2 protein-coding genes and 2 pseudogenes are annotated in these 2,292 nt (G+C 42.5%); all 4 read left to right on the forward strand.

Annotated elements, in window-relative coordinates:
- Positions 1 to 215 (forward strand): annotated as a pseudogene (locus tag F6J94_RS33105) (hypothetical protein); the annotation flags it as partial.
- A 129-nt stretch (positions 216 to 344) separates the two neighbouring features.
- Positions 345 to 575, forward strand: a complete 231-nt coding sequence (locus tag F6J94_RS33110; protein ID WP_293048004.1) for a hypothetical protein — start codon at positions 345 to 347, stop codon at positions 573 to 575.
- A 150-nt stretch (positions 576 to 725) separates the two neighbouring features.
- Positions 726 to 1,475 carry a hypothetical protein gene (locus tag F6J94_RS33115; RefSeq protein WP_293048006.1) on the forward strand — a complete coding sequence of 250 codons (750 nt, stop codon included), beginning with the start codon at positions 726 to 728 and terminating at the stop codon, positions 1,473 to 1,475.
- Positions 1,476 to 1,540: 65 nt separating this feature from the next.
- Positions 1,541 to 2,292, forward strand: a pseudogene (locus F6J94_RS33120) (hypothetical protein); the annotation flags it as partial.

A 2,292-nucleotide genomic window follows, 5' to 3' on the forward strand; every position in this document is an offset into this window, starting at 1 on the left:
TGGAGCAATCCCAGAACAGGCTTTATACCAGATCACAGCAGTACGAATCTCCTCAATTTCTGTACCATAATGACTATAAAGCCTGTTCTGGGATTGCTCCTGATTACTATGTGGATTATTTGCCAGATAATCCTTGGATTCATCAGCCTTTTGAACCTTATGAGTCCATGAGTCCAGCTGATTTGGCTCAAACCTATTTAGTTAGAGAAGTGTGATCCGATCAGCACAGAGGGAGCAGAGGAACCAGAGGGGGCACAGAAATAATAGTTGAAAGTAACCTAGGACTGAACAGAAGTGATATAATATCGAGACTCGACTACCTTGCTCTACTCAAGCTAGCAGAATTGGAGATTTTCCCAGTAAATGCGATCGCTTTCTGGGGGGAAAGACTGGATAGTTTTGAAATTCTGATCCTAGAGGCAAGTGAGTACGATTTCGCTTTTCGCAGCACCCCAAGGGGCAATCCCATGGGGAATTGTGATTGCGGAAGTGTGATTGACTTAGCTATGACTCATAGCCCTCAAAATGCAATTTTAGGGCTATACAAAGGCAGAGGCTTAATTTGGCTTGCCTAAGGCTAGGCTAGCCATAAAAATTTATGGCTTCTGACTCAATCGTGCCGAATTGGCATCAGACTATTGGGTAGGCTATCACTGGATAGAGAGGTGACAAGCCATAATCTGATCTACGTAAATACTGGAAAAAAATACCTAGAACAAATGGAAATGTCAACAGTAGAACAAACAGAACAAACGGAAATGTCCACAAACCCTGAACCCGAAAATAAGAAAGAAAATAAGAAAGGGTTACGAGGAACCCCAGCCCAAGCTACAACTCGCCTGCTGCTACACTTGTGGGATCTAGGGGGATCAAAGCAGGAAGTGAAAAGAAAAGACTTAAGTGACACAGTGAAACTGAATAATGAGAGGTCTGGTGATTATACTGACATCTTTAAAACATTGGAAACAGATGGGACGATCAAGAAAACAAAAAAAGCCCGAATCGAGTATGTGTTTTTGACAGAGCAAGGCTTGGAAGTGCTAGACGCTGGCATCAAAAGCGCTGATTTTGAGTTTGATGGTAGTCTGGTCAGAGCCAAGGATGTCAAGGCTGTTCTAAATTGGATTAGAGAGAGAAGCTCAGTGGCTAAGGTCGTTGAGGCAGGCGCTGATGCTGGGAAAACTGGGGAAAATGCGATCGCTTCCTATGAAACCTTTGAATCGGTAGTCTTGGAGGTTTACGACAAGCTAAATCAGGACTATAACCTTGATGACATTGTACCGATTTATCGGATTAGACGGGAAATTGGGGATAGTGTCAGTCGTTCCCAGTTCAATGAGTGGTTGTTGGAGATGCAAGCTAACGAGATTTTACAACTCCAAGGCGGTAGCTTACCCGATAGCGATCCATCCAAAATCGAAGATTCCATCACCACAGAACTGAGTGGATTACGCTGCTATGCTAAGCGGCTATAATCCTAGGCTGGCCTGGTTATTGTAATAAATGCGCTTCCTCACACCAAAATGAATAACAGTTGCTCATGACTAACAGTTCATCTCCCCTTGAACAACTCCACAATGCCATAAAAAATGAAAACCCTTTTAACAAAGAGCCAGTTGTCAAGAAGCAAAATGTATGGAAAAAGGAATTACCTCACGTTACTTCTATCAATGCTCATGCTTACGATGCTGTTTTTAAGGCAATTGAAGAAGTTCGTAGCGGGCAGCGTCAGGTGATTGGCATTACCATCAAGGCTAACAAAGGGTTAGGCAAAACTCATTTGCTCAGTAGGGTTCGCCATCAACTTCAAGCTGATGGCAGTGCTTGGTTTGTCTACATGACCGATTACAATGACCTTAATCGGATCAAGCCAGAATTTTTGAAAACCCTGGCATTAAGTCTTAAGGAGGTAGGTAGCCAGGGGGTGACTCAGTGGCAAGAGTTAGGAACTGCTTTAGCCAATGAGGCGATGCAAAAAAATTACACATCTCAGCAGTTAGTCAATGTATTTCCCAATGCCTTGGCTAAGAATCCCAGGCTAATTGAACAACTGACTGATAAAGTTCTTGAAATCAAGACCGACATCGACAATCCCTATCTGATCAAAGGGATTTTATGGACATTATCAAACCAGCATGCTATTTATGCTATTAACTGGCTTTCTGGTAAAAGTTTAGCCCAGAAAAAAGCTGACGAAATGGAGTTACCTAACGATTCGGAAGATGACAAAGACCATTTCGATATAACTTGTCATATTTTAGACCTAATTAGTGATTACAATCCCTTGGTAGA

The organism is Moorena sp. SIO1F2 (assembly GCF_010672755.1).
Taxonomy (GTDB): Bacteria; Cyanobacteriota; Cyanobacteriia; order Cyanobacteriales; family Coleofasciculaceae; genus Moorena.

Excerpts from the sequence above, each read along its gene's own strand:
- F6J94_RS33115 (WP_293048006.1), top strand. The coding sequence starts at position 726 with ATGTCAACAGTAGAACAAACAGAACAAACGGAAATGTCCACAAACCCT.